Below are 18,894 nucleotides of genomic sequence, written 5' to 3'. Positions count from 1 at the left end.
CAACGCTCCTCGATGCCTCACAATTGGGACTACCAGCGTACGGCCTGCCTTCTCGTTGTAGAGCACGCCTCTTTGTCCAGCGAGGCTATGACGAAGCAATTTCCATGGCAAGATCGAGCCATGACTGGACTTTTGCGTGTCGGCGGCGTGAGCATGCCCTTCGATGAAGCCACCGACTACGTCCGGGTGTACACAGCGAACACGACCCGCACCTGGTCCTACCCCGCTTACGACGGCTACCCCGGCTCCCCTGCCGAGACCGTGGAGCTGCCGGACCTGTTGGCCGCCTCACTGCTGAACGCCGGCCAGAAACCGATCGTTAGCTACTACGCGTTCGAAGAACTGCTACCGGAAATCAACAAGCGGCTCATGGTCCCGGAGCTGACCGGAACCCTAGCGGAGGCAACGCCGGCGATGTTGGAGGCCCTGGCCGACCTCTTCGGCGTACTCGATGACCACAAGGTCAAGCACGTGGGCATGACGAAACTGGCCAAGGTCCTGCACCGCAAGCGCCCGGACCTCATCCCTCTGTACGACGAGAACATCCGCCGATGCTACAGCGACCTCGGCACCAAGCCGGTCCCGGTGGTTAAGCGGCGAACACGCCGGGATTTCTGCCGCGCTTGGCTCCCCGTCCTACGGGACGACCTCGTGTCACAGCAGGAAAGCTGGCAGCAGCTTGCCGATCTGGCGACCGAACCCAAGATCTCGCCGCTGCGCGCCATGGACATGGTTGGCTGGAAACTGGGTGAACGGCCCCGGAAGGCTCGCCGGGGAGCTTGACCGGGGGTCGCCTCGCACATGCGCGGCATTCCAGCACTCAAACCTTCTTTCGAGGACAACGAGTTCAATGCCGATCGGGTCGCCGCGGCCGTCCATATCGGCTTCGATCTTCCCCCTCCTTCAGGCCCGTCCGTCGACAATTTGGCACTACGACGAGACGATACGCGGAGGCAGCCATGAGCACGAAGACTGCCGTCGAAACGTACTGGGAAGACGGCACATGGAAGAGCCGGCACCGAGGTGCCGACTGGCATTTCGCCGTGGGCGGCACCCGGGACCAGGCCATCCTGGTTGGCCGCGCAGCCGCCCGCAACCGGGAGACTGAGCACGTCGTCATCGAACCGGACGGCCACATCGTGGAGCGGCACGACGACGGCTGCCGACGGGTGGAATAGCGTCGGCGGCTATCGGCCCTCCACGCGCACGGCGCCGTTCCATGTCGGCTGCCATGCCTAGGAGACGGAGACGTTGAATTCCGCCCACAGCGGGTAGTGGTCTGAGATACGCCAGGAAATCTCGTTCCGGCTCAGTCCCGTCATGACGTGCGGGATGAAATCGAAGGACCCCGCCCGCAGGCTGTACTCGACGTCCTCCAGGACCGAAGTGCCGTCGGGTTCCGAGAACCAGGCGATCTGATCGTAAAAGTGCCGGTCCTTGTCGTCGTCGAAGATGGTCCGCGGCACGTCGTTGAGCTCCTTCGGTGGCCACAGGCCGGTGTCCACGAACGCTTCGTACAACGGGTCCCCGATGCGGTCCAGATTGAAGTCCCCCAGCACCATCAGGTTCCGGTTCCAGTCATTGGGCCGGTCGGCCCAGTCCCGCATCCACTCGGCAAACGCAGTGACCTCCGGGAGCCGTTCGGCGGCATTCTTTCCCCAGAGCACGTGAACCGACGCCAGGGTGAACTCGGTGCCGGCGCGGCTGAAGCCGGCGAAATACGGACTGCGGGCGAACTGCCGCTGCGGATCATCACCGATAGGGGGCAGCACGATTTCGCCCACTAGGCCGGAAGGCTGGACCCGCTCGGAGTCGTAGAGGAACGCCAGCCGCTCACCGTTCCCGGCGGATCCTTCCGTCACATCGGAGGCGATGACCTTCCAGGTCGGTCCGAGCCGCTGAAGCAGGAACTGCAGGGCTTCGACGCTGCGACGCACCTCCTGCAGGGCGATGACATCGAAGCGGCGTACGATGTCGGCGATACAGGCCACGGCGTGCCAATCTCGCTTCGGCGAGTCTTTCGGGCCGGCCTGCCACTTGTCCGTGAGGCTGCCGAAGGCCCTGATGTTCCAGGTCGCCACCAGCAGGTTTGAGGGCGTTCGGGCAGGGACAGCCTGGTCCAGGGCGATGTTGAGCCGGGACAGGTCCTTGATGACGGCTTCCGGTGCGACTGTGGTCATGGCTCCATCCCAACACGGCATGTGGACGCGAGGGTCCCAAGGCGCCGATTCAACCGGGCTGGAGGACAGCCCTTTCCAGCGCGCTATCGTGAACGCATGAAGTCCAGCTTGCCGGCCGATCTGCGCCCGCCTGTCGCGGTTGCGCTGGCGCGCGGCGTGGACGCTATCCCGAAGGCCGACGCACTGCCGGGCGGCTGCCGCTATGAACCCAAATGGGATGGCTTCCGCGCAGCCCTCATCAGAGACAGCGACTCAACTGCATTGTGGTCGAGGCAGGGCAAGGACCTAACCCGGTGGTTCCCCGACCTGATCAAGGCGGCGGAGGCCCAGATCCCGCCTGGCTGCATCATCGACGGCGAAGCGGTCATCTGGTCCGGCGACCGGCTCGATTTCGAGACCCTGCAGCGCCGCCTGATCACCCCGGTCAAATCACTGCCTGGTTCCATACGCGAGCACCCGGCCAACTTTGCTGCGTTCGACCTGCTCGCGGTCGCAGGTAAGGACGCACGCCGGCTGCCGCTGCACTCCCGCCGTGAGCTGCTCGAGGAGCTCGCCAAAGACTGGGAGCCACCGCTCGGCCTCTCCTCCGTCACCGATGACCCAGAGCAGGCCGCGCGGTGGCTGGAGGAACTGCACCCGGCCGGCATCGAAGGCCTGATGATCAAGGGGGCGAACCAGCGTTACGAAGGCGGTGAACGCCAGTGGCTGAAGGTGAAGCACCGGCACACCCTGGACGTCGTCTGCGCCGCCGTCACCGGCCCCATCGAAAAACCGCAGACCCTCATCGCCGGCCTGCCGATCGGGCACCGCCTCCGAATCGTCGGCCGCACCGTCCCGCTGAAAGCCACGGCGGCCAAGGCCCTCGGGAAGCTGCTTGTGCCGGCGGGTCCGGACCACCCATGGCCGGAGCGGATCAGGTCTACCATCCTGGACCGGTTCAACCCGGACGCCGAGGACACCGTCCTTACCCGGGTCGAGCCGATCGTGATCGAGGTCAGTGCCGACGTCGCCTGGTCCGGGAAGTCGTTCCGGCACCCGCTGCGGTTCCTGCGCGCGCGACCGGAGCTGGATGCGGACGAGGTCGAACTGCCGGCGCACCTGCTTACCGCGCCTCCGCACCTGATGTGACCGAAGGAGAAGACCATGAACCCGCTCCAATCCTCGTCATCGGAGATGCGGTACAGCCACAGGTGCTGGAAGGTCCACTGGAGTCACGTGCAGGCCGCCTATGCAACCCTCCAGGCCGACTATGCATCGGCGGACATCGACCACAACAAGCTGAGATTCGACGCGGACATCTTCTTCTTACTGGCCGGCCACCTCTCCGAGTGGACCGCAGGTGACAGGGAAGCCGGATGCGCCTTGGAGCGAACCACTCAGTTGGGCAATGCAGAGCGGGATGAACTAAAGCTAGTCATGGACTTCGCCAACACTACAAAGCACCATTCGAGGGATGACAACGATAAGGACGAGGTGTACGTCGACGTTGTGCGCATTTCCCCTCAGGGGTCGTCGGCTGAGATTGTGCACAAATATCCAGATGGCTCGGTGGCAGCTATACGAGACGCCTTGGAGGTGGCAACCAACTTCATGGCAGTCTGGGACAGGCTCCTTGCGGCGGATACTTACTGGAGTCTTGGACGACGACGTAGACACTAGGCAGTGGGAACGCGCCTACCGGCATCCGCACACATTGCGTCCATGACTTCCTTGACTGCCTACGCTGCCCTCGATTCCGTCAGTCCCCTCGCTGATCTGCGTGCCAGGGGCGCCGATGTTCGTTTCGTGCTCAAGCCTGAGGAAGTTTCCCCGGCCGAGGGCCAGGCAGTGCTCCGGATCGGCTTCGACCTGCCTGTAGACGCCGGCTATCAGGTGTTCGACCTCAGCCGCGGCTATCCCACACTCGGCTGCGGAGGATTCGAGACCGCGGTCCGGGCCGCATGGATGGCCACCAATGGCGGCCGGACCTCCAATGTTCAGGTCGTCAACCTGCACAAGGGCAGAATGCGCCGTCCGGAATGGCTGTTCAAGTATGCAGTAACGGCAGTCCGCCAGGTCGACAAGGCGCCGGTTGATGCAGCGGAACCGGACCGGTGCGAGCGGATGGCCGCCGTCATCAAGATTCACCAGGAGACCTGGTTCAGTGAACATTCCCCTCGCCGGGACGGCTATGTCACCTTTGAGTGCGAATGCGGGCACACAGAGCCGATCCGAGTCGAAGACGATGAGCTGACCCGCGCGCGGCATTGTGCGGACAAGCTGATCGAAGCCGGCTTCTGAACGTACGCGGGGACGGGCGCGTCAGGTTCCGCACACATGGTCCTATGACAACCAAGGCCCGTATGAAGATCAAGAGCTGCAAGGCGTACCTCGCTCTTTTCCAGATCGACGGCAAGCAAAGTTCCGTCGTCGCCCTCGCTGAGAGCGACCTCGGGCATGCTTCCATCCCCGTGCACATCACCGTGGGAGAGGACGACCATTTCATGGTCCGCGCCGGGCACCAGACCGAAGTCTTCAACACACTGCCGTCGGCCGTCGCTTGGGCAAGCAGAGCAGGTGTGCTCCAGACACCCGGAGCGATCACTGTCCTCGAGCAGCGCAACACACTGGCGGGAACACCGATGTTTGAACCCTTCGACCTCTACCGTGTAGCCACCCCGATCAAAGACGATGAAAATGACGACCTCTTCTGACAAGGACCGCTGTCCCGACGACGGCGCCTGCCACCACAATTGCGTCGGCGGCTGCTTCAGGGTCCGCGCCTGCGGACCGCTCAGCGGGGTCTACCCCGGCGACCGCTGGCCCGCTGCCGTCGTCGAAACCGAGGTCGGCTACCCGGAGCGCCAGCAGGCCGCCGACATCATCGACGACCTGTTCGATGACTATTCGCCCTCTTATGACGAAGCCGGCCAGATTGTCACCAGCAACATCGCTCAGGCGCTTCTGCCCGTGATCCGCGCTGTCGAGGAACGGGTCCGCCGCGAGGCCGCCACACCGACCCCTAAGGATCACTGATGCCCCTCATCACCCACCCGCTCGACGGTGTCGAAAACGTCCGCTCCAAGATCGGCGCTTTCTGCGACGCCATGACCGCCGGCGAGTCCGGCACCGACCTCGGCAAGCGGATCAACGAACTCCACGACGAGCTCGCCGACGAAGTGCGCGCGCTGCGCGAGGAACTCAAGCCCAAGGTACTCACCACTGTTCAGGAGGTCGAGCACCTGCCGGTCGGCACCATCGTCTACGTCCAGGACAAGAAGCTCGGTGACGCCGGCGCCTGGGAGTTGTTTGACGACGTACTTCACCTGCGCGACGAAGACGGTGACCCTGTGAAGCGGGCCTGGGCATCGGCCGCGTACAACGAGGAGAAGACCGCCGCCGACCTGCTCAGGCTCTCCGGCTCCGTCACGGTCCTCCGGCTTGGAGACCAGCGATGAACGAGTCCGCCTCACCGGCGGCGCACACTGCGCTGCAGGTGCTTCGGAAGCACCGGTTCAACGCCGGGCTGTACGAGTGCCAGTGCCAGGACGGACTCCCCGAGTACCGGGTGATCGCTATGGACTGGGAGGACTGGACCGAGCATGTGGCTGAGCTGATCGCCGAAGCCACAGCAAGGAAGATCACCACGGCGGAGGAACTCGACGGGTTGCCCGTCGGCACCGTCATCCGCTGCGTTCGCGCCCGCACCCCGGAGCACGACGAAATCTTCCGGCGGACCGCCAACCGCCGCGCACCCTGGCTGCACCTGGATCCATCCGACCGTCAGGACGACGAGACGACCCTCGAATCCGGCCATGTGCTGCGCTGGTACGGCGATCTGTCCGTCACGGTCCTGCACCCGGGAACCATCCTGTGGCCCGGTGGCTCAGCCGAGCAGGTCAGCTCTACTCCCATGGGTCCGCGCGAGCCGCGATCCTGAAGCTGCTGCCGGCCCACAGCAGACACTGAAAACCAAGGAGGAACAATGGACGAATTCACCTTCACCGTGAAGGTCAAAGCCGAAACGCGCGAGCAGGCCGAACGGGTCATCGCCGAGCGTATCTACCACGACGAGTGCTACGGTTCCCCCTATGAGGTCCATGTCGCCGGCACGACCAACGATCCCGGGACCAACGGATGAGCTCCGAGAACAGCCGCGGTGCTGGTCTGACACCAGAGCGTCTGAACGAGCTGCGGGAGATCAACCGGAGCGTGCCGGAAGAGCCGTGGAAGGTCTGGCCCAGCCTTCACGGCGACCCCAAAGTTCAGGTCGACAAGCCCGGCTGGCACTTTGTCGCCGAGGCCAGCAAGGACACCCCGGAGTACGGCCGGATCATGGCCGAGCGCATCGCGGCCTTCGATCCGCCGACCGTCGCCGCACTGTTGGACCTGATCGACCGGCAGGCAGAGGCGCTGCGAGCAGTCAGGCGCGGTTGATGCTCAAGATCGCCGCGGCCGCCCTCCTGACCGTTGCGGTCATTGCCGGGGTGTCCTTCCTGCGCGAGCTCGACGACGAGCTGGAGCGGCAGGCGGCGCAGGGGCGGTGAACGCCGGCCTTTACTCCGCACACATAGCGGGTGCACCATCGTCATCCAAGGAGCACTCATGCAATCCAACCGCACCCGTTTCACACGCCTGATCGCAGCCGCAGCGATGGCCGCTATCGGGGTCGTCATCATCATGACCGGCGACAGCACCCTGCTGCTCGTGGCCGGGTTCGGGATCACCGCGGCTGCTTCCTGGGCAACCTTCACCGTCACCTTCACCTGGCTGATGCACATCGGTCAGGCCCGCCCTGCAAGCTGAACCCGCCCAAGGAGGCAGTCCCGTGACAACAACAGCCTGGCCCGCATCCGAAGACACCCGCACCCGCGGCCGGCAGTGGCTGGCCCCGGCACTGGCCGGACTCACCATCGCCGCCGTCACGGCCGGCGCTGGACTCATTTACGACACCGAGCATCGCCGCGGCGAAACGGTCGACGCCTTCGCCGTCGTCAGCCGGATCACTGACGACCAGCTCGACAAGCTGCCCCTGTCGGAACTGGGTCAGGCCATCGGAGCCATCCAGGCCTACGAAGCGATGCTCTCCGAGCCGAATCGCGACACCGAGGCTCAGTTCGCCCGCTTCGACGGCGAGATCCAGGAGCGCGCCAAGACGGCCGAGTAGGTTCGCGAAGAGCGCCGGAACGGCTTCCGCACACATCACGGGCAACACCAACAGACTGGAAGGAACCGCCCGTGTTCGAACGCTTCACTGACCGCGCCCGCCGCATCGTCGTCCTCGCCCAGGAGGAGGCACGTATGCTCCTCCACAAGGAAATCGACACCGAGCACTTGCTGCTCGCGCTGATCCACCAAGACGGACCGGCGGCCAGATCACTGGCCTCGCTCGGCGCCCCGGTCGACGCCATCCGTCAGGAAACCCTGGAGCTCATCGGCACAGGTGCAATCGCCCCGGCCGGTCACATGCCGTTCACGATGGCCTGCCGGAAAATCCTGGAGCTCGCGCTGCGCGAGGCGATGATCCACGGTGGGGAGAAGGTCGACGACCTGCACATCCTGCTCGCCATCATCCGACACGGCGAAGGAATCGCAGCTGACCAGCTGGCCAAGCATGGCGTCCAGGCATCCGCGCTCCGCGCCGCCGCCGAGTCAGCATCCGAACCCGGGATCCAGCGCACATTCGCCGGATACGTCGCGGTGTACTTCGAGGACCTGCCCGCAGTCGAGAGGGACGCGTCACCGATCCTAGCCGACACGAGCTTCGTGTATGCAAACAAGGCCACAGCCGAAGACCAGGCTTCTCGCTGGCACGAGGTCCGGAAGGTGGTCTTCGCGCTGAAGGCGGGTGAGTTCTTCGCTGTCACTGCTGGCGGAACGAGGATGCCGCAGTTCGGCAACTTCCTCGACTACACGGCTGCCGTCGAAGCGGCCAAGACGGCCGGCCTGAGCGAGCCGGGGGTGGCCATCATGAGCCCGGAGGTTCGTGACGTGACCGCGCGGGCTGCCGACGGATCACTCGTCGTCATCGGCCAGTCCACCGAGTGGGTACGCCGGACGATCGAGCCGCTCCTGGTCGAGACTGTCTAACAAAACGCAAAAGCCCCGCCCTTTGATGAATTCGGCGGGGCTTCTCCGTTTGTCCTGGTCGGCTAGCCTCTACAATCCGGATTGACGGTGGATTCTCCGGTCGCAGTGTTGAAGATGATTGTGACCATGAAGTTAGGTGCGGAGCCCTTGCTGATGACCCGTACGCGCTCATGGCGGACATAATCACCACCCTTGATTCGATCACTCCTCTTGTAGTTGAACACGTATTCATTTCCCTGAGAGCCAACGCCCTGGCCATGGGCCTGTATGTTCAGGATGATGTCGCCGTTCCGCTGGACCTTTCGGACGACGTGGAAGATCGCCTCTCCCGTGACCGCTTCACCATTGCAGTCATTGGTGGCGAAGAAGGTGGCATATGTTCGCTCGCTGTCCGCGGGCGCGGCGCTGACTGGGCTGGCCGGAGCAAGGAAGGCCAGGAGAAGGACCAGGAGGCTGAGGATACGGAAGTTTGGACGCATGATGACCCCCGTCATCTGGAAGTGCTTGGGTGGATCTGAAAATGAGAAAGCAGCGACGCCCCTTCGTAATGGGCGTGCTGTCTGCCGCCGCCGCTGAGGACAGGCGGGGTATCCACCGTAGTCCGATGCTCCAGGTCTCAGAAGGGACTAAAGTCCCGGCTCCCCATTGCCTCCGGTCTTAGTTCGCAGGCGGGCCGGCCAGGCCGCTAAGCCAGTCCTCGACCGGTATGAAAGCGCCGTCGGGGCCGAACACACGACGGTCCTTCACCTGCCCGGCCGCCCGGTGCAGTGCCTGCGCAGTGAGGAGCGGTGCGGCGGCCTCGACGGCCACCCGCGCGATTTCATCCAGATTGACCGTGCAGGAGCCGGTGCACTCCCCGTCGCCGCAGAAGCACGTCTCGGCATACAGCCGGTCGTGCTCGCGAACGGCCTGTCGGGCGGCCTCAATCGCAGCGTCCCCGCTCACAAGGACTCCTTCTTTGCCGCGAGGTACTGCTTCACACCCCACAGGATGGCGTGGCAGCACCACAGGTACTGGGCCGAGTAGTCGGTGAAGTCGCGGTCATGGACGTCGTCGTACTCGAAGCCGTGGCAGCTGAACTGGTCGAGCAGGTAGAGGCAGGCGTCACGGGTGGAGCGGTCCTCGAAGTCGTCGAGAATCTTTGACCTGATGTCCGCCCAGATCTCCGCGGCCACCTTCGGCTCGTAGTCGAACCGCCGCTCCCGGAAGTCCTCCAGCACGAACCGGGTGAACTTCTCCTCATCGTGCTCAATGATGTCGGCGTACTGGTCTCGCGCGACGACCTTTTCGGCCCAATAGTGGGCGTTCACGTAACACTGGTTGAAGAACCCGATCATGTCCTCTTGCCGGGAGAAGACAAAGCAGCCCATGTCGCCGCGGATTGTCAGCTGCCAGGGCGACGTGATGAGTTCGAACCGGCAGTGCCAGGAGTTCTTCTCCTTCGCGAAAACGATGTGCCGGTAGAGACCGTCGTCGTGCCTGATCTCCATTCGGTGGTCGGCGACGTCCCGGCTGAAGCGCTCCAACATCTCGTGGTGGTAGTTGTCCTGGCTGTGCACGTCCAGCGGCTGCAGCTTGCCGGCTGTCGTCGGCTCGGCGGTCTCGATGGTCTGTGTGCTCATGTTTTCGTCCTGATTGGTGAAGGGGTGGTGTTGGGCTGGGACGTGCGGCGCGGCTGCCGTGGCTTGAGCCTGGTCCGTCGGATGGCAGTCTGATAGCCGCCCCCGACGAGATCAATGCGAGCCATGATCATCCGCTCCCTGATGACGGCGCCGGCGTAGGTCCAGTGGTGACTCACCCACTCGGCTTCGCCCCAGCGGCCAAGCCGCCAGCCTTTGGCGCGAACCTCCCAGCGCTTCACTGGCCGCCGCCCTTCCAGAGGTGCTCGTCTTCGTAGGCGCGGCACTCCAGGCACAATGGGCGGCCTGCTCCATCGGCTGAGCCGCCGGGCACAAACTTTTCGCAGGAGCCGTGGTCGGGGCAGCCCGGGTGCGGGTAGGCGATAGGGTCGCCGGCCACACCGATGCCGATGTCGGAGGCGGTCAGGCACATGCCGCAGTCGCTCATCAGTCGTCGTCCTCTTCGACTTCGACGGTGCCGATCCGATACCTCTCGCGCCGGCCGGACTTGGCGTTCTGTTCGACCAGCCAGTCACGGCGGTCCTCGGCATCATCCCGGTTCCGGTGAATGTCTCCGAAGTCTTCAAGCCCGGGCTGCCCGGATGCCTGGTTGTACTCGACGACGATGTAGCCGGCGGTGCGCTGGTCAGCGTTCTCCCGCTTCCGGCGGGTGATGATCTCATCCACCAGGACGAGCACATCCCAAGCCCTCAGGTGCATGTCACCGGAAAGTCGCAGGGATGCCTTCGCCTGCATGCGCAGGTCGTCGAGCTCGCTGTCCGTCTTTCGAGCCGTGCGGTTGGTAGTTGTCTGGGTGGTCATCAGGTCTCCATGGGGGTTGGGTTGGGTTCTCTCCCGCCGTATGTGTACGGACCCGGCTACATCGCTCTCCCGCCGGGCAGCGGCGCGCGCTCATCCGCACACATAGTCGTCAATGACCTCGACCCGGAAGGACAACAACCCAATGAACCAGGCACTGGAAGTAAAGAAGCCCGGCTACCTGAAGTGGCGCTTCGGCAACCTCAGCCGCCTCGCCGGCGACGCCAGCATTATCGGCGCCATCATGTACCTCGACATGTTCCGGGACGACCCGTACGGTCTCCTCGCAACCTTCGCGTACGCATTCGCCGCGCTCACCATCGGCTCCGGCTTCAGCTACACCTATGAGACGAAGCATGGCAAGGACCTTCCCTTCGGACTCACCGTCGTAGTCGCAGCATTCTCCTGGATCACTGCCTCCCTGCTCTTCCGCACCCTGATGCCCGCCCTGTACTGAGAGGAAACCCCCATGAGCCAACCACGTGACCCCCGCGCCGACGGTCTGTCCATCATCGACTACTGCCGACTGCTGCCCCCACAGCGTCACCCCTCGATGGCCCAAGGCCTGATCCTGTTCCTGCCGCGCATCGGCATCACCGTCGTTCCCTTCCGCGAATACGAGAGGGGCTGGTACGTCGTCGTCGTGGACGGCAACAAGATCAACCCGGTCGGCGGATACCATCTCTCGATCTGCGACGAGGAGATCGCCACCGCCATCGAGGTCCGCCTCGGCGAGCAGGTTGAGTCCCGCATCGTGCACACGGCTGAGGCAGCAGAGGAGCTGCCGGACGGCCAGCTCATCCTGGCCAACGACGGCCGGGCCCGACGCAAGCGCGAAGACAGTGCCGGAACCACCTGGACTGCGTTCCTGCGCGCCTCGGTCAGCACGGGCGACCTGCATTTGCCGGCCAAGGTCCTTGGCGTGGCGAAGTAGAGGAGGCCCGCATGCATCAACCGGACGCACCGCTGGCCGCTGCAGTCCTACGAACGGCGCACAAAGACGAGCCACCTGACCGGGGAGCTTCCCCGCCCACGCCACACACATTGGGAGTGACCGGCACACTGCCGCCGCTTACCCAAGGAGCCCACCGACATGACATTCCCCGACTACTACGCCAAGCAGCCGCCGTTCCTCGGCAACACCGTCGTCGAGATCACCGTCCCTTCGGGCCGGCTGATCGCATCCGATGACCTGCGCAAGGTCGGGCATTTCAAGATCGAGCCCCCGATGTCGATCAACTACGGCGCGGGGACCGACGCGTGGGCGCAGCTGTTCGCCAAGCAGGCCAACACAGCCTATGCCTTCGTTGGCAACACCTGCCCGTGCGTGACCCGGCAGGCTGACGGCTCCGTTGAAGTCATCAGCCCCGCCTGGGAAGCGGATACCTACAAGCCGGTTTTCCTGGACGGGGAGAACAGGGTCGCGCGCATCTGCACCGACCATTGGGCGGCCATGCTCACCGACTACCAGAACTGGCTCGACCACGGCGGACCGGACATCAGCGTCGCCAATGACGGCTTCGCCATCCAGGCGTTCACGGTCTTCGAGATCACGCCGGGCAGGTACCGCTGGACGGTCTACTCGCACGCGGACAACTTTGACCGTGACGCATACGGGCGTGTCACCTTTGCCCGGCTGGAGCTCATCAAAGCGGACTGAAACGTACGGCGCAGTTTCGGGATGTAGTCACGCCGACCCGCCACCTAAAGCCCCGTCCGTTCATCGGGCGGGGCTTCGTCTTGCATGCGGCACGTCACCGCTGGTTGGCTGAAGCCTGGCAGGAGAACCATCCAATGGAGAGGGCCACCACGTGAAGCATCTGCTCGTCACCGGAGGCAGCCGGGGCATCGGCGCCGCGATCGTCCGTGCCTCCGCCGGGCGCGGCCACCCGGTCACGTTCAGCTTCAACGGCGACCATCACGGTGCTTCCTCTCTGATCGATGAGCTGAAGGCCGCAGGGCACAGGGCCCAGGCGGTCCAGGCAGACGCGGCTTTACCCAGGGACCACCTGTTCAGGCGGGCGGAAGAAGAGTTCGGCCCGGTGGAGCTGCTCGTCAACAACGCCGGCATCACCGGCCCGCTCGGTCCCTTCGCCAACTCGACCGATGAGGACGCCCGCCTGATCTTCGACGTCAACGTGCACGGCACCATGGGGTACAGCCGAATGGCTGTACAGCGTTGGCTTGACCGCGGAACGCGCGGGGTGATCGTGAACATCAGCTCCATCGCGGCGACCACCGGGGCACCCGGGGAGTACGTCGCCTATGCCGCGTCCAAGGCCGCCGTCGAAACCTTCACCAGGGGACTCGGCAAGGAACTCGGCCCGGCCGGCATCCGCGTCGTCGCCGTCTCCCCTGGCACCACCGACACCACCATCCACGCAACCGCCGGCGACCCGAACCGACCGCAACGCGTGGCGGAACGGGTGCCGCTGCGACGAGTAGCCGAACCTCAGGAGATCGCCGCTGCCGTTATGTGGGCACTGTCGGACGAGAGCAGTTACGTGACCGGCACGGTCATCACTGTGGCCGGCGGACTCTGATCCGCGGGACCGGTCCTCTGCGCCTCGGCCGCTAGGCCCAGCCCCGTTCTTCCCCGGCCCGCTCCGCCGGGTCGGGTTGCGCCGGCGATAGCCGCAGCCGTTGGCTGCCGTGCCGAGCAGGATGAGTTGCCGTTGCCACAGGCCCATATATTAAGAGGGCTCGGCGCTGGCGCGCCTCACCCGGGCGTTCATCTTCCCGTTCGTGCTGTCCGTCGGGCGTCGTGTTTTGCTGGTGTTCGCTGGCGCTCACCCCTTCGCTGCGCCGCCTCTCGTTTTGGTTCACTCATCGGGTAGCTGTCCGCCGCTGCGCGCTTGCGCGCGCGGTGGGCTGGGCGGTGCCGGCGGTACGCCGGTGCCGGCCGGTGGTGTCTCCTGTGCGCGCTGCGCGCGCACCCGCTCCCGCCTCGTCGCCGCCTCGCTGTGCGGGGCGTTTCCCGTGACGCCTGCGGCGTCCGCTTCGTTTCGTGTCTTCGTCATGCTGCGCATGCTCTGCGCTGCGCGCAGCGTTACGTCGTGCCACCTCATCGTTGTCCGTCTTGTCGTGCAGCCGGCTGCGCCGGAGCCGGGGATGCTGTCCGTTGGCTTCGCGGTGTCCGTCGTGTTTAGCCTGGCGCTCCGCGCCGGTGCAGGTGCATCCTCCTCGGCGGATTGGTCCGCCGGATCTACGCCTGCGGCGGGCAGGATGCTTGGCATCTCGATGGCTCATCGGTGACGGCTCGCTGTCCTACCCGGACAGCTTTTCGTTCACCCCGCCTGACGGCGGCGAAGCCGCAACACCCAACTGCACATTCCTGCACAAGTCGACCACTGCCACGTGCACAACTGCACGAACACCGACTCCGTCTTGACCGACACCCGCACCGCCAGGCGGGACGAAGCCGAAGCGTTGCGCAGCAACCGAGGCGCAGTCCGCCGGACACCTGCACTCCCAACGAGGCCGCTTGCGGCCGGACACACCGACTCCCCGCGGCGCAGCCGCAACGCTGCGCGCAGCGCAGACAGGTTGTCTCTGCGCAGACTGAAAGTCTTGCAGTATGTAAAGCCTTGGCTGGGCGTGGGAAAAGTTCACCGGAACCCTGCTGCCCGCCGCCGGCGGCCGCACACACAAGAGACAGGAAGACCTGGGATGCAGTTACCGCCGCCGGCAGGCTGAGTCCGATCCTTGGATGCCATCCGAATAACCCCTGTTATTGCGGACGAAGTGGCCCCGAGGGGCCAGATACCCGGCTTTGGGGATTCGCGGCCATTCTGCACAGGAAATCCGGGCGTAAATCGACGCAAATCGCCGTTCCCGGGTATCCGCAGCCCGTGGGGCTTCTTTCTGCGCATGTTTCCGGTCATGAGCCTGCGCATTTACCGTCTTGCCCGCTCCGGCGGTATCGAAACCAACCCGACCACCTTCGGCCAGCGAGCCGGCGCGTTCGCCTCCGCCGCGACCGAACTCGGGACCGCCACTTTGCTCACCCGGCGGGAGCCGACCGGACTCAACGGCTACCTGATCCTGCCGGAAAAATCGGTGAACCTGAACGCCGCCCTGCACCTGGGCCAGACCGTAGGCGCCCGCGCCGAGATCGCGGAACTGTCCGACGACCTGGCCGACGTGCCGGTGATCGGGGAGCTGGTCTTCCGCCCGTCACCGGCGCTGCGCGAGACCCAGGCAGGCATCGACCCGACCGAGCTGCCGCGCCTGCTGGCCAACACCATCCCCGCCGGCGCCTGGGTCGCCGCAACCCTGCGCGCACCTTCCACCCGCGAACGCAAACACCACACCGCCTGGCTCTCCCACCGGCTCGGCACCGCGGTTCCGGTGCACCACTCCATGTCCGCCAACGCGGTCGTCATGACGATCACCGCCGGCGGATCCAGCCGTGAAGAAGTGCGCTCCATGCTGCACCAGGTCACCGCCGGCCTGCCCGGCTTCGACCTCGACTCTGACGTCGTCTTCCCCGCCCGCCGGCACCGCTTCGTGTTCGGCCTCGCCGTCGGCGCGCTGCTCGCCGCTGCGACACTGTTCGGCCTGCCGCAAATCCCCTACGAGCTGCCGGGCTGGCTGCCGGTTGCGCTTTACGGTGTTGCGGCTATCGCCGCCGCCGTCGGGCTCGGCGCCCTCACCGGACGCATCAAGTCACCGGACACCAGGCTCCGCTCCCGGCTCGACCGCGCCGACTTCCCGGCACCGCCGGCACGCCGCGGCAAGCCCAGCCCGCCACGCAAGGAACGTACGATCAAAGGGCAGAACGGCGCACCGGACAAGCAGCTGCCGGCCTCCGACGGCGACTACCCGTTCGCGCCGAACAGCTTCATCGTCGCGCCCACCGTCATCGTCGGCATGGTCTCCCCGCACGCCGGCGCCGTGTCGGGAGAAACCGTCACCCGCTCCCGCGCGACGCCGCCGGCAATGCTGCAGCCGATCGGTCCGATGATCGGCACCAACGAGGACGGCCGCGCCCACCTGTCCGCTCCCGAGCTCCTGTTTGGCACGGCCATCGTAGGCAGACCAGGCTCCGGCAAATCGGTTATCACGCGCACGCTCTTCGGCTGGTCCTGCCTGGAACGGGTCCGCCCGTCCGGCCGTCCCGGCTACCCCGGATCCCGCAACGCACTCATCGCCTTCGAGTCCAAGGGCGACGGCGTCGACAAGTACCTGGGCTGGGCGCACGCCCTCGGCGACAAGGCGCTTCTGGTCGACGTCGGCGACCCCTCCACGCGCGCCATCGACATGTTCGCCGTGCCCGGCGACAACGCCGCGCGCGCCTCCTTCTTCACCAACGCGATGCGCTACGCCTTCGGTGACCAGGCGATCGGTGACCGCTCGTTCGAGACCCTGGTCGCCGTGCTGACCGCCGCGCTCACAGTCACCGATGAGGTGCTGGAGATGATCGAGGGACGCAACGGCCAGTTCATCCCGCTGGGCCGCTCCCCGATCTTCTACGCCCACCTGCTGCTCGGCGGCCACTCCGACGCGACCGGTGTGGAACTGGGCAACGGCATCAAGTCCGTCGCCGTGAAGCTGCGCAATCGCGACACCCCCAACCTTGAGCTCGAAGCCGCGTACACGGCGATCGCTTCGCTCTATGAGGGCCGCACCGAATCTGCACGCCGCTCCTTCCTGGAGGCACCGCGGAACAAGATCAGCCAGCTGCTCGCCCTCGACCACTGGTGGTCGCCGGCCCGGCCCAAGATCACCTGGGAGCAGGTCCTCTCCGGGCACCGCTCGGTCATCATCAACACCGGTTCCCCGCGCAACGGGATGATGCTCGATGACTCGCAGAACCAGCAGATGTCCTCGCTGCTGATGTACTCCCTGCAGCACGCGATCAAGCGCGTCTGCTCCGGCTGGCTTGAACAGGGACGCTCCGTCTCGCTGTTCGCCGACGAGCTCGCGCTGCTCGCCGGATCTTCTCCGGAGGTGATCAGCTGGCTGCGCGACCAGGGCCGCTCCTACGGCTGCCGCCCGTTCCTGGCCACCCAGCGACCGGAGCAGCTGCCGGCACTGCTGCGCAACAACATCCTCACCTACGCCACCCTGATCTCTTTCGCCCAGAACGACCCGACCACGGCACGCGAGATCGCCGACAACGTCGCGACCGGCGGGGACTGGAGCGCCGAAGACATCCAGCACCTGGAGCCGTTCACCGTCGTCGTCCGCTCCCAGGTCGACCAGCGCCGGCAGTCCGCTTTCATCGTGAAGCTGCCCAACTTCGAGGCCGACATGGCCGGCTACCCGGCCGCCCAAGGCTACGCGGCGGTGACCGCATGAGCGCCTCGACTGTCCGTAGGGCGCCCTACCGGCGGGAACCAGAGGGCGTCGTCGAAGCCGAACTGATCCCGTCGGCATGCACCGATGATTCCGTGGCCGCCCACAACCGGCGTGACCCGTACTGGGACCAGCTCTGGGCGCCGGGCTCGCAGGCCGTCTGGGCGACGGCTGCGATGGCACGCACCCGTGGCGAACACGGCACCGGCAAGGTCCGCGCCGAGTTCCTGCTCGACCAGGGCGAGGCACTGGAGCGGTTGCTGACCGGGCGCGGCTGGAAGGAAAAGCTCGCATGCTGGGCCGCCCTCGATTCCTGGCGCACCTTGACGGCGGAGCAGATGGCCGCAGTCACCGGGCACCGTAACCTCGCCACCGAAACCTACTCCAGCATCTCGGCGTCCTTCTCACTCGGGCTGCTGGACATCGGCACCTTTTCAAATCCGCTGGCCAATACCGGCAGTACCCGCAGTGCCATCTACCGGCCCGGAGCACGGCAGGTATTTGAGGACATGGTCGCGCCTCAACTCACGTGGCCAGAGTGGTTTTCCGTGACCGGCGGGCAGCCCTGGTCGAACACGGGCCTGCACGACCGCCACAACATCTTGACCACCGAGCTGCTGCTCCGCGCCGCCGAGTACCTGCCCGTGGGCGCCGTGCTCGGGGAGAAGTTCGCCACCGTAGACCTGCTCGCCGGCACCGGCCTCGGCAAGTCGCTGACCAAGGCCGATAACCGCCGCGCCGACGGCGTCATCGTCCGCGAAGACGGGTTGCGCATCGCTGTGGAGTTGACCGCTTCCACGAGTCAGGGCTTCGAGTCGAAGGTCCGCCGCTGGGCGCAGCTGATCTCCGAACGTCCGCTGGAAACCTCTGGGCTGGTTGTCCTGTTCGTCGCCGCTCCGCACCCGGAACGCACCAGCCGCTCGGGCAACGATCCGCGCAAGGGGATCTACCGCGACGTGCTGAAGGTGCTGCGTGAATTCCCCGGCACCGGGCCGGATTCCCCTGCCGCCCGCATCGGCGTCGCCAACTGGGAGGAATGGTTCCCTGGCCGGCACCTGCTCAGCGAAGCCTTCTTCAATATGGGCGCCGACTTCGCCGTCAACGACGCCACCGGAGCCGAACGCTGGCAGCGCCGGGAACTGCTCGGCGACTACGCCTTCACCCCGTGGCACACCTTCGACGCGACCGCCGTCATCGACAACGCCCCATTGCTCGCGGCCACCCCGCACTGGCTGCGCGCCGGCGACCACACCCACCTGATCGGCTCACCCCAGGAACGCGCCGGCGTCACCACTCCTGTACCCGCACCACGGCGACCGGAGCTTGCCAAGGGACGCGGCCTGCATGAAGCCGTCGGTGCCGCCGGACCGGCGGGCCTGCTGCCGCGGCTGCGCATTACCGGGTGACCCGAAACAGGCAGCGCTTCGATCATTAGCTTTGTGCGCGGACTCTAGCAGTTCCTCACTGACCAGTCTGCGAGATTTGAGACAATTCATTCTGGTCACACAAGCAACCCATAGCTGGGCGCTAGATCGCGCAGCAGGCCTCCGAAAGGAAAAATGACCGGTCTCGAGTCGGCTGCTGCAGTCGCAGGAAAACTTCTCGCTCCTTTTGCTGCCCGCGCAGCAGACTCGCTTAGCAAGAAAGCAACTTATCGCTGGCGGGTAGAACGCGAGATGAGAAAGCTTTGCACTTTTGAGTATCCTCACCGGCCTGTGCGCAGATGGCTAAGAAGATTGACTCCCCGGGTCCTGTCCCAGCCTGCCGAGCATTCGGTCCCCGATCTCGCGCTTGATTTGGACCACTGGCTAGGTCTGCAGGACGAGAAATGGAAAGAATACCCGTACCACGGATCCAAAGCCTTGCAACTGGCTGAAGCTGCGTATCTCGCAATCCTCAAGACGCAG

General features: G+C 65.4%; 28 protein-coding genes. 21 read left to right on the top strand and 7 right to left on the bottom strand.

Features of this window, described 5'->3' with window-relative positions; all coding sequences use genetic code 11:
• The first annotated feature begins 120 nt into the window (after positions 1-120).
• Both D477_RS13775 and D477_RS13770 read left to right on the top strand, forming a co-directional pair.
• Positions 121-783, top strand: coding sequence for a DUF6308 family protein (locus D477_RS13775; protein ID WP_005270173.1), 663 nt, complete (start codon positions 121-123; stop codon positions 781-783).
• A 176-nt stretch (positions 784-959) separates the two neighbouring features.
• A complete protein-coding gene (locus D477_RS13770; protein WP_005270170.1) occupies positions 960-1,178 on the top strand; it encodes a DUF2188 domain-containing protein in 219 nt (72 codons plus the stop codon).
• A gap of 57 nt (positions 1,179-1,235) precedes the next feature.
• Here the strand turns inward: D477_RS13770 and D477_RS13765 are convergent, their stop codons facing one another.
• On the bottom strand, positions 1,236-2,180 hold the full coding sequence (locus D477_RS13765) for an endonuclease/exonuclease/phosphatase family protein (protein WP_005270168.1): 945 nt from the start codon (positions 2,178-2,180) through the stop codon (positions 1,236-1,238).
• A gap of 96 nt (positions 2,181-2,276) precedes the next feature.
• Here D477_RS13765 and D477_RS13760 point away from each other — a divergent pair, with 96 nt between their 5' ends.
• The 12 genes from D477_RS13760 (at position 2,277) to D477_RS13710 (ending at position 8,249) form a co-directional block, all read left to right on the top strand.
• Entirely contained in the window at positions 2,277-3,308 is a 1,032-nt protein-coding gene (locus tag D477_RS13760) for an ATP-dependent DNA ligase (protein WP_043847020.1), read from the top strand.
• 15 nt (positions 3,309-3,323) lie between these two features.
• Positions 3,324-3,839: a hypothetical protein gene (locus D477_RS13755; protein WP_005270164.1), complete on the top strand. Its 516-nt coding sequence runs from the start codon at positions 3,324-3,326 to the stop codon at positions 3,837-3,839.
• Between the two features lie 42 nt (positions 3,840-3,881).
• Positions 3,882-4,460: a hypothetical protein gene (locus tag D477_RS13750; protein WP_005270163.1), complete on the top strand. Its 579-nt coding sequence runs from the start codon at positions 3,882-3,884 to the stop codon at positions 4,458-4,460.
• A 44-nt stretch (positions 4,461-4,504) separates the two neighbouring features.
• Complete coding sequence (locus D477_RS13745) at positions 4,505-4,873, top strand: hypothetical protein (RefSeq protein WP_150110130.1); 369 nt, start codon at positions 4,505-4,507, stop codon at positions 4,871-4,873.
• The gene (locus D477_RS13740) at positions 4,857-5,195 is read left to right on the top strand and encodes a hypothetical protein (protein WP_005270159.1); all 339 of its coding nucleotides are present in this window, start codon (positions 4,857-4,859) and stop codon (positions 5,193-5,195) included. The genes D477_RS13745 and D477_RS13740 overlap by 17 nt, the downstream gene beginning before the upstream one ends.
• Positions 5,195-5,617, top strand: coding sequence for a hypothetical protein (locus D477_RS13735; RefSeq protein ID WP_005270157.1), 423 nt, complete (start codon positions 5,195-5,197; stop codon positions 5,615-5,617). The genes D477_RS13740 and D477_RS13735 overlap by 1 nt, the downstream gene beginning before the upstream one ends.
• Entirely contained in the window at positions 5,614-6,099 is a 486-nt protein-coding gene (locus tag D477_RS21285; protein ID WP_005270155.1) for a hypothetical protein, read from the top strand. The genes D477_RS13735 and D477_RS21285 overlap by 4 nt, the downstream gene beginning before the upstream one ends.
• 45 nt (positions 6,100-6,144) lie before the next feature.
• Positions 6,145-6,300 (top strand): hypothetical protein, encoded by a 156-nt coding sequence (locus D477_RS22735; protein WP_005270152.1) that lies wholly within the window; start codon positions 6,145-6,147, stop codon positions 6,298-6,300.
• Positions 6,297-6,596, top strand: coding sequence for a hypothetical protein (locus D477_RS13725; protein ID WP_005270150.1), 300 nt, complete (start codon positions 6,297-6,299; stop codon positions 6,594-6,596). Before D477_RS22735 ends, D477_RS13725 begins: the two co-directional genes overlap by 4 nt.
• A gap of 168 nt (positions 6,597-6,764) precedes the next feature.
• Complete coding sequence (locus D477_RS13720; protein WP_005270148.1) at positions 6,765-6,965, top strand: hypothetical protein; 201 nt, start codon at positions 6,765-6,767, stop codon at positions 6,963-6,965.
• 22 nt (positions 6,966-6,987) lie between these two features.
• Positions 6,988-7,326 (top strand): hypothetical protein, encoded by a 339-nt coding sequence (locus D477_RS13715; protein ID WP_005270146.1) that lies wholly within the window; start codon positions 6,988-6,990, stop codon positions 7,324-7,326.
• 71 nt (positions 7,327-7,397) lie between these two features.
• Entirely contained in the window at positions 7,398-8,249 is an 852-nt protein-coding gene (locus D477_RS13710) for a Clp protease N-terminal domain-containing protein (protein ID WP_005270144.1), read from the top strand.
• 62 nt (positions 8,250-8,311) lie between these two features.
• Here D477_RS13710 and D477_RS22345 read toward each other — a convergent pair whose 3' ends face one another.
• The 5 genes from D477_RS22345 to D477_RS13680 form a co-directional block, all read right to left on the bottom strand.
• On the bottom strand, positions 8,312-8,743 hold the full coding sequence (locus D477_RS22345; protein ID WP_005270141.1) for a hypothetical protein: 432 nt from the start codon (positions 8,741-8,743) through the stop codon (positions 8,312-8,314).
• Positions 8,744-8,906: 163 nt separating this feature from the next.
• A complete protein-coding gene (locus D477_RS13700; RefSeq protein ID WP_005270139.1) occupies positions 8,907-9,194 on the bottom strand; it encodes a hypothetical protein in 288 nt (95 codons plus the stop codon).
• Positions 9,191-9,871 carry a hypothetical protein gene (locus tag D477_RS21280; protein ID WP_005270137.1) on the bottom strand — a complete coding sequence of 227 codons (681 nt, stop codon included), beginning with the start codon at positions 9,869-9,871 and terminating at the stop codon, positions 9,191-9,193. The genes D477_RS13700 and D477_RS21280 overlap by 4 nt, the downstream gene beginning before the upstream one ends.
• A gap of 235 nt (positions 9,872-10,106) precedes the next feature.
• On the bottom strand, positions 10,107-10,316 hold the full coding sequence (locus D477_RS13685) for a hypothetical protein (RefSeq protein WP_005270133.1): 210 nt from the start codon (positions 10,314-10,316) through the stop codon (positions 10,107-10,109).
• Entirely contained in the window at positions 10,316-10,690 is a 375-nt protein-coding gene (locus tag D477_RS13680; protein WP_005270131.1) for a hypothetical protein, read from the bottom strand. The genes D477_RS13685 and D477_RS13680 overlap by 1 nt, the downstream gene beginning before the upstream one ends.
• A 142-nt stretch (positions 10,691-10,832) precedes the next feature.
• On the opposite strand from D477_RS13680, the gene D477_RS13675 reads away from it, so the two are divergent.
• The 4 genes from D477_RS13675 to D477_RS13660 all read left to right on the top strand — a co-directional run bounded on the left by D477_RS13675 (position 10,833) and on the right by D477_RS13660 (position 13,230).
• Positions 10,833-11,144 carry a hypothetical protein gene (locus tag D477_RS13675; protein ID WP_005270128.1) on the top strand — a complete coding sequence of 104 codons (312 nt, stop codon included), beginning with the start codon at positions 10,833-10,835 and terminating at the stop codon, positions 11,142-11,144.
• Between the two features lie 12 nt (positions 11,145-11,156).
• Positions 11,157-11,621, top strand: a complete 465-nt coding sequence (locus D477_RS13670) for a hypothetical protein (RefSeq protein ID WP_043847015.1) — start codon at positions 11,157-11,159, stop codon at positions 11,619-11,621.
• 159 nt (positions 11,622-11,780) lie between these two features.
• Positions 11,781-12,347: a hypothetical protein gene (locus tag D477_RS13665; protein WP_005270124.1), complete on the top strand. Its 567-nt coding sequence runs from the start codon at positions 11,781-11,783 to the stop codon at positions 12,345-12,347.
• Positions 12,348-12,498: 151 nt separating this feature from the next.
• The gene (locus D477_RS13660) at positions 12,499-13,230 is read left to right on the top strand and encodes an SDR family NAD(P)-dependent oxidoreductase (protein ID WP_005270122.1); all 732 of its coding nucleotides are present in this window, start codon (positions 12,499-12,501) and stop codon (positions 13,228-13,230) included.
• A 279-nt stretch (positions 13,231-13,509) separates the two neighbouring features.
• Here the strand turns inward: D477_RS13660 and D477_RS22340 are convergent, their stop codons facing one another.
• The gene (locus D477_RS22340) at positions 13,510-13,707 is read right to left on the bottom strand and encodes a hypothetical protein (RefSeq protein ID WP_150110129.1); all 198 of its coding nucleotides are present in this window, start codon (positions 13,705-13,707) and stop codon (positions 13,510-13,512) included.
• Between the two features lie 862 nt (positions 13,708-14,569).
• Here D477_RS22340 and D477_RS13655 point away from each other — a divergent pair.
• The 3 genes from D477_RS13655 to D477_RS22335 form a co-directional block, all read left to right on the top strand.
• Positions 14,570-16,990, top strand: a complete 2,421-nt coding sequence (locus D477_RS13655; RefSeq protein WP_237740792.1) for a type IV secretory system conjugative DNA transfer family protein — start codon at positions 14,570-14,572, stop codon at positions 16,988-16,990.
• Complete coding sequence (locus D477_RS13650) at positions 16,987-18,393, top strand: hypothetical protein (protein WP_005270118.1); 1,407 nt, start codon at positions 16,987-16,989, stop codon at positions 18,391-18,393. Before D477_RS13655 ends, D477_RS13650 begins: the two co-directional genes overlap by 4 nt.
• A gap of 153 nt (positions 18,394-18,546) precedes the next feature.
• Positions 18,547-18,894 (top strand): hypothetical protein (locus D477_RS22335; protein ID WP_150110128.1); only part of this gene is annotated, 348 nt, incomplete at its 3' end.

Source organism: Arthrobacter crystallopoietes BAB-32 (genome assembly GCF_000328305.2).
Taxonomy (GTDB): domain Bacteria; phylum Actinomycetota; class Actinomycetes; order Actinomycetales; family Micrococcaceae; genus Crystallibacter; species Crystallibacter crystallopoietes_A.
Note: the sequence above shows the minus strand (reverse complement) of the source record. Positions and strands in the feature narration are given on the sequence as shown.